Source organism: Microcella pacifica (genome assembly GCF_009371975.2).
Lineage (GTDB): Bacteria > Actinomycetota > Actinomycetes > Actinomycetales > Microbacteriaceae > Microcella > Microcella pacifica.
Window position 1 is genome coordinate 102,401 of sequence record NZ_VIKT02000009.1, and the last position, 7,398, is coordinate 109,798.

The 7,398-nt window shown below is 70.2% G+C and carries 7 protein-coding genes; 6 read left to right on the top strand and 1 reads right to left on the bottom strand.

Features of this window, described 5'->3' with window-relative positions:
- Nucleotides 1–54: 54 nt before the first annotated feature.
- Nucleotides 55–1,551 (top strand): MFS transporter, encoded by a 1,497-nt coding sequence (locus FK219_RS07000; protein WP_152583478.1) that lies wholly within the window; start codon nucleotides 55–57, stop codon nucleotides 1,549–1,551.
- Here FK219_RS07000 and FK219_RS07005 read toward each other — a convergent pair.
- A complete protein-coding gene (locus FK219_RS07005) occupies nucleotides 1,508–2,311 on the bottom strand; it encodes an SDR family oxidoreductase (protein WP_152583479.1) in 804 nt (267 codons plus the stop codon). The two genes, FK219_RS07000 and FK219_RS07005, sit on opposite strands and share 44 nt — an antisense overlap.
- Nucleotides 2,312–2,353: 42 nt before the next feature.
- Here FK219_RS07005 and FK219_RS07010 point away from each other — a divergent pair, with 42 nt between their 5' ends.
- From FK219_RS07010 to FK219_RS07030, 5 genes are all read left to right on the top strand, one after another.
- Entirely contained in the window at nucleotides 2,354–3,460 is a 1,107-nt protein-coding gene (locus FK219_RS07010) for an acyltransferase family protein (protein WP_152583480.1), read from the top strand.
- Nucleotides 3,461–3,585: 125 nt separating this feature from the next.
- Complete coding sequence (locus FK219_RS07015; RefSeq protein WP_152583481.1) at nucleotides 3,586–4,902, top strand: bifunctional o-acetylhomoserine/o-acetylserine sulfhydrylase; 1,317 nt, start codon at nucleotides 3,586–3,588, stop codon at nucleotides 4,900–4,902.
- A gap of 83 nt (nucleotides 4,903–4,985) precedes the next feature.
- A complete protein-coding gene (gene metX, locus FK219_RS07020) occupies nucleotides 4,986–6,185 on the top strand; it encodes a homoserine O-acetyltransferase MetX (RefSeq protein ID WP_152583482.1) in 1,200 nt (399 codons plus the stop codon).
- A 1-nt stretch (nucleotide 6,186) separates the two neighbouring features.
- Nucleotides 6,187–6,642 (top strand): hypothetical protein, encoded by a 456-nt coding sequence (locus tag FK219_RS07025; protein WP_152583483.1) that lies wholly within the window; start codon nucleotides 6,187–6,189, stop codon nucleotides 6,640–6,642.
- A 51-nt stretch (nucleotides 6,643–6,693) separates the two neighbouring features.
- Nucleotides 6,694–7,107: a hypothetical protein gene (locus FK219_RS07030; RefSeq protein ID WP_152583484.1), complete on the top strand. Its 414-nt coding sequence runs from the start codon at nucleotides 6,694–6,696 to the stop codon at nucleotides 7,105–7,107.
- The last annotated feature ends 291 nt before the right edge of the window (nucleotides 7,108–7,398 follow it).

Genomic DNA, 7,398 nt, shown 5'->3' on the forward strand with positions numbered 1-7,398 from the left:
TCACGCTAGCGGGCCGGGCGCCGACCTGAGGATGCCGCACGCTAGCATCGCGGAATGGCACAGCTGCTGCGCGGACGGTCTGGGGCGATCACTCTCGGGCTCGTGGGATACCTGTTCTTCGTCGAGTTCGTCAGCGGGGTGCTACAGGGGTACTACATTCCGCTCATCCCCGACCTCGTCGAGTACTTAGGGATCCGCGACCCCGACTTCAACTGGTTCGAGGCGGCTCAGCTGCTGCTGAGCGCTCTCGTCGTGCCGATTCTCGCCAAGCTCGGCGACATGATCGGGCACAAGAAAGTGCTGCTGCTCTCGACCGTGCTCACGGCGGGCGCGAGCTGGTGGCTCGTCTTCGCGGCCGACTTCTGGAGCTTCCTGTTCGCGTGGGCGCTGCAGGGCTTCTACGTCGTGTGGCTGCCGCTCGAGGTGGCCCTCATCTTCGACCGCGGCCGCAGCGAGAAGCGCGGCGCCTCGCAGACCCGTCGCGCCGCCGGCTTCCTCGTCGTCGCCCTCGAGGCCGGCGCCATCGCGGGCGCGCTCGGCGGCGGTCGCTTCTTCGAGGCCGTCGGCGGCAACGTTCCCCTCGCGCTGTCGGTACCGGCGGCCGCGACGACGGTCGCGTTCTTCGCGATCCTCTTCGGCGTGCCCGAGTCGACGCCCGTTCCGGGTCGACGCCTCGACACCGTCGGCTTCGTGCTGCTCACGATCGCCCTGCTCACGATCACGAGCGGCCTCACCTTCCTGCGCATCAACGGGCCGGAGGCGTGGTGGGTCTACCTGCTCATGGCCGTCGGCGTCTTCCTGCTCCTCCCGTTCGGGCGTTGGGTGCTGCGGCACCCCGACCCGGCGATCGACCTGCGCGTGCTGCGCCAGCCGTCGATGTGGCCCATCCAGCTCGTCGCGGGGCTGCTCGGCATCAGCATCCTCGGCGCGCAGGCCCCCCTGAGCCTGTATGCGGGCACCGACCCCGTCGTCGGCTACGGCCTGGGCCTCTCCTCCTCGGCGATCTCGAACATCATCGGCGCCTACCTCATCGCCATGATCGTCGGCGCGCTGCTCTTCCCCGTGCTGTCGAACCGCACGACCCCGCGCATCGCGCTCATCGTGGGCACGACCTTCATCGCCGTCGGGTACCTCATGTTCCTGCCCTTCAACGCGACGCCGCTGCAGGTGACCCTCAACATGGTCGTCGCCGGCATCGGGTCGGGAGCGCTTGTCGCGGCTCTCCCCGCCGCCGCCTCGGCCGCCGCGCCTCTCGGCCAGACCGGCATCGCTGCGGGCCTCACGAACACGACGAAGACGATCGGCGGCTCGTTCGCCTCCGCCGTCTTCGCCGTCGTCCTCATCTATGCAGGGGGCCAGGCCGCGCTCGAGACCGTGGGAACCTACGCGGGCTACCTCACGGTCTTCGCCATCTGCGGCGGCACGGCACTCGTGAGCGCGATCTTGCTACTCGCCGTGCCGAAGCTCGCCTTCAGCGACGAGGTCGTCGCGGGCGAGGCGGCGCCGGTCACTCCCCCGGCGCCTCGCGCGGCCACAGCGGACCCCGAATGAGCTTGTGCTGCGCGGCCTGCGCGACCGGGCGCATCGTGATCTCGTCGAGGTTGATGTGGCCGGGCAGGGCGAGCGACTGCGCGATGACGAGGGCGACATCGTCGGCCGTGAGGGGATGCTCGACCCCCTCGTAGAGCGCCGCAGCACGCTCGGCGTCCCCGCCGAGGCGATGCAGGGTGAACTCGTCGGTGCGCACCATGCCCGGGGCCACCTGCATGACCCGGATCGGCTCTCCCGCGAGTTCGAGGCGCAGCGTGTCCATGAGCATACGCAGGCCAGACTTGGATGCCGCGTAGCCGCCCCCGCCCTCGTAGGCGCGCTGCCCGGCGGTGGAGGTGACGGCGATCACGTCGGCGAACCCGCGCGCGCGGGCTCCCTCGCGCAGCAGCGGCAGCAGGGCGGCGGCGACGCGCTGGGCGCCGAGCACGTTGACCTCGAACATGCGCGCCCAGTCCGCGGGGTCGGCCTCCTCCACGGGGTCGACGCCGATCGCGAGGCCGGCGTTGAGCACGAGCGCGTCGAGCGGCTGGCCCGTCGCGGCGATGTCGTCGGCGAGCGCCGCCCGCAGGGCGACCACGTCGTCGTCGTGCGTGACGTCGACGACGCGCACGGAGCATCCGGTCTCCTCCGCGAGCGCCGCGAGGCGGTCTTCTCGGCGGGCCACGGCGAGCACCGACCATCCGGCGTCGCGCAGGCGGCGAACCGTCGCGGCGCCGATGCCTGAGCTCGCTCCGGTGATGACTGCGCGTCTGCTGTGCATGCACTCACGGTACTCCGCGGGCGGCGGCGTACCCTCGACGCCATGGGGGCTTCATCGACCGCGACCTCGCGCGTGCCCGTCTGGGACAACGCGCGGTTCGTCGCCATCACGTTCGTCGTCGTCGGCCACGGCATTCAGCGCTTCACCTACGACTCGGATGCCGGGCTCGTCGCGTACCTGTTCATCTACGCGTTCCACATGCCGCTCTTTGCGATCATCAGCGGGTACTTCTCGAAGTCGGGGCCGCCCACGGCTCGCCAGATGCGCCGCGTCATCACCGACATCCTCGTGCCCTACGTCATCTTCGAGTCGATCTGGACTCTCCTGCACTACGTCGTGGAGGGGCGGGTCTCCGTCAACCCGACGACGCCGTCGTGGACGCTGTGGTTCCTGCTCGCACTCGGCATCTTCCGGCTGATCCTGCCCTACCTCGCGCTGCTGCGCTGGCCGCTCCTGTGGGCGGTCATCGCCTCGATCGGGGTCGGCTACTTCTCGAACGTCGACTCGACGTTCTCGCTCTCGCGCGCCATCGGCATCCTGCCCTTCTTCGTGCTCGGCTGGAAGCTGCGCGAGTGGCATCTCGTGGAGCGCTGGCGGGTCGCCGAGGCGCCCGCCGTGCTCGTGCGCATGGGAGCCCTCGCCGTGCTCGCCATCTGGGCGGCCGTGCTGTGGGCGTTCATCGACGTGTGGCGCGCGACCGACCTGCGATTCTGGTTCTTCTACGACGACTCGTACGACGGGCTCGGTGAGGATCAATGGTGGGCCGGTGCCGTGCGCCTGAGCCTTCTCGCGCTCGCCGTGCTGCTCTCGGCGTGCGTCTTCGTGCTCGTGCCGCGCCGTCAGCTCTTCTTCACGCCGCTCGGGCAGGCGACCATGTACGTCTACCTGCTGCACTCCTTCGTCCTCTACCCGATCCGGGAGTCGGGCATCATCGGGGACGAGATCACCGGGTGGCCCTGGCTGCTCGTCATGACGGTCATCTCGATCGGCATCTCGTTCGCCCTCGCGAGCCCGTGGGTGCGGTGGGCGGCACGGCCGCTCGTCGAGCCGCGCCCGCGGTGGTTGCTCCACCGGGAGATTGACACGACCACGGGCCCCATGCGGCTCGGCCCGTCGCGCACTGACCCCACTGGGTCGCGGCGGGGCTGAGCGCAGTGCACGTTACGGCGTGTGTCGGGGCCCGTTGACCGCGGGCGCTCGTGGCCGTACCGTCACTGACACGTAGCGCTGACATGTACCGTCGGCACGTACCGCAGACCCGAGGGAGCTCCGCCATGTCCGACACCTGGAAGTTCGAAACGCAGCAGATTCACGCGGGGGCCCAGCCCGACCCGGTGACGAACGCGCGAGCGACCCCGGTCTACCGCACGACGGCGTACGTCTTCAACGACGCCGAGCACGCGAAGAACCTCTTCGCCCTCGCCGAATTCGGCAACATCTACACGCGCATCCAGAACCCCACGCAGGATGTCGCCGAGCAGCGCATCGCCGCCCTCGAGGGCGGCACCGCGGCGCTCCTGCTGTCCTCGGGTCAGTCAGCCACCACGTACGCGGTGCTCAACATCGCGAACGCCGGCGACCACATCGTCTCCTCCTCGAGCGTCTACGGCGGCACGTACAACCTGTTCAAGTACACGCTCGCCAAGCTCGGCGTCGAGGTCACCTTCGTCGAGGACCAGGATGACGCAGAAGCGTGGCGCGCGGCGATCCGCCCGAACACGAAGCTCCTCTTCGGCGAGACGGTCGGCAACCCGAAGGTCAACATCCTCGACATCGAGAAGGTCGCCGGGGTCGCCCACGAGGCCGGGCTGCCGCTCATCGTCGACAACACCATCGCGACCCCGTACCTCATCCGCCCGCTCGAGCACGGCGCCGACATCGTCGTGCACTCGGCGACGAAGTTCCTCGGCGGTCACGGCACCGTCATCGGCGGGTTCATCGTCGACGGCGGAAAGTTCGCGTGGTCGAAGAACGTCGAGAAGTTCCCGGGCCTCACGGAGCCCGACCCCTCGTACCACGGCGCGAGCTACACGGGCGTGCTGGGCGACGGCATCGCCTACATCATCAAGGCGCGCGTGCAGCTGCTGCGCGACATCGGGTCGGCCATCTCGCCCGACAACGCCTGGCAGCTCATCCAGGGCATCGAGACGCTCAGCCTGCGCATCGAGCGCCACGTGCAGAACGCTCAGGCGGTGGCCGAGTGGTTGGAGAAGCACGACGACGTCGCGACGGTCGACTACTCGGGCCTCGCCTCGAGCCCCTGGTACGAGGCCGGCCAGAAGTACGCCCCGAAGGGCGTCGGCGCGGTGCTCTCCTTCGAACTCAAGGGCGGCGTCGATGCGGGCCGCGCGCTCGTCGACAGCGTGAGCCTGTTCAGCCATGTCGCCAACATCGGCGACGTGCGCAGCCTCATCATCCACCCGGCCTCGACGACGCACTCGCAGCTCACGCCCGAGCAGCAGCTCTCCGCGGGCGTCACCCCCGGCCTCGTGCGCCTCTCCGTCGGGCTCGAGAACCTGGACGACATCATTGGCGACCTCGAGTCGGGCTTCGCGGCCGCCCGCGCCGTCTCGACGGCGAGTTCCCGCTAGCTGCACCCCGTTTCGCACCGCGCCCGGTCTCGCGTCGTCATACGGCGGGTGGCCGGGCGCGACTGCGACAGAATGGTCTGAGCATGGACTGGCAGACGAGCGAAGACACGGTGCCCTCGGCGTTCATCACCGAGGCGAGCCGCCGCGCGCTGCGCGGCACACCTCCCACGACAGGCGCGTGGCGCGAGGGAGACGACCCCGGCGAGCGCCGCTTCGTCGACCTCGGGCCGCTCGAGCTCGAGTCGGGTCGCTCGCTGCCGCACGTGCGTCTCGCCTACGAGAGCTGGGGCGAGCTCGCCCCCGACCACTCGAACGTCGTGCTCGTGCCGCACGCGCTCACGGGCGACAGCCACCTCATGGGCCCTCCCGGCTCCGGCCACGCGACGGCGGGCTGGTGGGGCGGCATCGTCGGCCCCGGGCTCGCGATCGACACCGATCGCTGGTTCGTCCTCGCCCCGAACGTGCTCGGCGGCTGCCAGGGCTCGACCGGTCCGGCGTCGTTCAGCCCCGACGGCTCCGAGTGGGGCTCGCGCTTCCCGTACCTCACCATTCGCGACCAGGTGGCCGCGCAGCGCATGCTCGCCGATGCCCTCGGCATCGTGCGGTTCGCGGCGGTCATCGGCGGATCGATGGGCGGCATGCACGCGCTCGAGTGGGCGGTGGAGCATCCTGATCGCGTCGCGCGCGTCGGTGTGCTCGCGGCGCCCGCGTTCTCGAATGCCGACCAGCTGGCCCTCAACTCGGTGCAGATCGAGGCGATTCGCATGGATCCGCTCTTCCGGGAGGGCGACTACTACGACGAGCCGGAGGGGCCATACCGCGGCCTGGCTCTCGCGCGGCGCATGGCCCTGCTCAACTACCGTTCGCCCGACGAGCTCAACGCGCGCTTCGAGCGCAGCTGGCAGGGCACGCTCGACCCGCTGGGCCACGGCGGCCGCTTCGCCGTGGAGAGCTACCTCGACTTCCACGGCAACAAGTTCACGCGCCGGTTCGACGCCAACAGCTACATCGCGCTCGTGGAGGCCATGAACTCGCACGACGTGACACGCGGGCGCGGGCCGCTCGCCGAGACGCTCGCGCGTGTGACCGCGACCTGCCTCGTACTCGGCATCGATAGCGACCGACTGTTCCCGGTCGAGACGCAGCACCTGCTCTCGGCGCACCTGCCGCGCACGATCCACGGCTCCGAGGCGGTCGTCATCAGCTCGCCGTTCGGGCACGACTCCTTCCTCATCGAGGACGACCTCGTGAGCCCGCACCTCGCCGAGCTGCTCGCGAGCTGACGTGCGCGGCCGGGCGGGCTTCCTGCGCGTCTCCGCGCTCGCGTTGCTCGTCGCCCTTCTCACCTCGTGCGCTCCCTCCGGGGGTGCCGACCCGCCCGAATCGCCGCCTCCCCCTGTCGGGCCTGCGTCGAGTGACGAGGTCGATCTCGTGGTGGAGGTCTACCGCACGCGCTTCGACCCCGAGCGCGGAACGATGCAGATCGCGGTGCACAATGCTGGTGCGACACCCCTCACGGTGGTGAGAGCGAGCCTCGACTCCCCCGCCCTCGAGCGCCCGCTGCGGCGCGACGACGAGACGGCGATCCCCGCCGGCGCGAAGCGCGACCTCCCTGTGATCCTCGCGGGAGCGCGCTGCCCGGCGCCGACGACCACCGCGCCGGATGCCCGACTCGACATCCTCCTCGCCGACGGCTCGACGGCCGTCGTCGAGCTGTCGACCGTCGACCGACTCGGCTAGTGGGCGGCGTGGCTCGGCGCGACGTGCCACGCGGCGGCCGTCGAGGCGGTCGTGCAGCTCAAACTGCGTCGGGCACCAGAGCGCGACGTGCTCGATGCAGGGTCGAGCAGCGTGATCGGGCTCGACCTCGTCGCCGTCGGCACCGGTGCGCCCGGTGCGGTCGCGGTCATCGAGTCGATCGGCGGCACCGTGCTGCTGAGCGTCGTCGACGCGGACGGGCAGCGGGGGCCGAGCATCCCGATCGATGCGCGCGTCTCACCGGGTGCGCGCGTGACGGTGCCGATGGCCGTGGCACCCGCCCGGTGCGATCCGCACGCGTTCGCGGAAGACAAGCAGGGCACGCGCTTCCCCGTCACCGTGCGGCTCGACGGCCAGCATCGCGTGACGCTCACGGTTGCGGCGGACGACTCGACGCGAGCGGCGCTCTACGACGCGATCCGTCGCGGGTGCCGCCTCCCTGGCTAGCCAGCAGACGAGGACGATGTGGCCTCGCACGAGCACGACCGGCGCACTCTCCTGAATCGGGTCACCCTCACACTCGAAGCCGAGAAGGCGACAGTTAGCGGCAGAGCCACCAGGGCGGTGGCGGGCCGGGCTGCACCACAGATCAGGTGTCACCTATTCCTTCCTCACGCCCTTTCGCCAGGGCCCTTCGTGATGGATCAACTCGGTCTTATAGAGTCCGATCTGGGACTCCGCGAGGGAGTTGTCGTAGGCGTCGCCGACGGATCCAACCGAGGGGTCGATGCCTTCCTC

What these genes read in the sequence shown, in the direction of transcription:
- metX (WP_152583482.1), top strand. Translation starts at nt 4,986, where the DNA reads ATGGACTGGCAGACGAGCGAAGACACGGTGCCCTCGGCGTTCATCACC.
- FK219_RS07000 (WP_152583478.1), top strand. Translation starts at nt 55, where the DNA reads ATGGCACAGCTGCTGCGCGGACGGTCTGGGGCGATCACTCTCGGGCTC.
- FK219_RS07010 (WP_152583480.1), top strand. Translation starts at nt 2,354, where the DNA reads ATGGGGGCTTCATCGACCGCGACCTCGCGCGTGCCCGTCTGGGACAAC.
- FK219_RS07005 (WP_152583479.1), bottom strand. Translation starts at nt 2,311, where the DNA reads ATGCACAGCAGACGCGCAGTCATCACCGGAGCGAGCTCAGGCATCGGC.
- FK219_RS07015 (WP_152583481.1), top strand. Translation starts at nt 3,586, where the DNA reads ATGTCCGACACCTGGAAGTTCGAAACGCAGCAGATTCACGCGGGGGCC.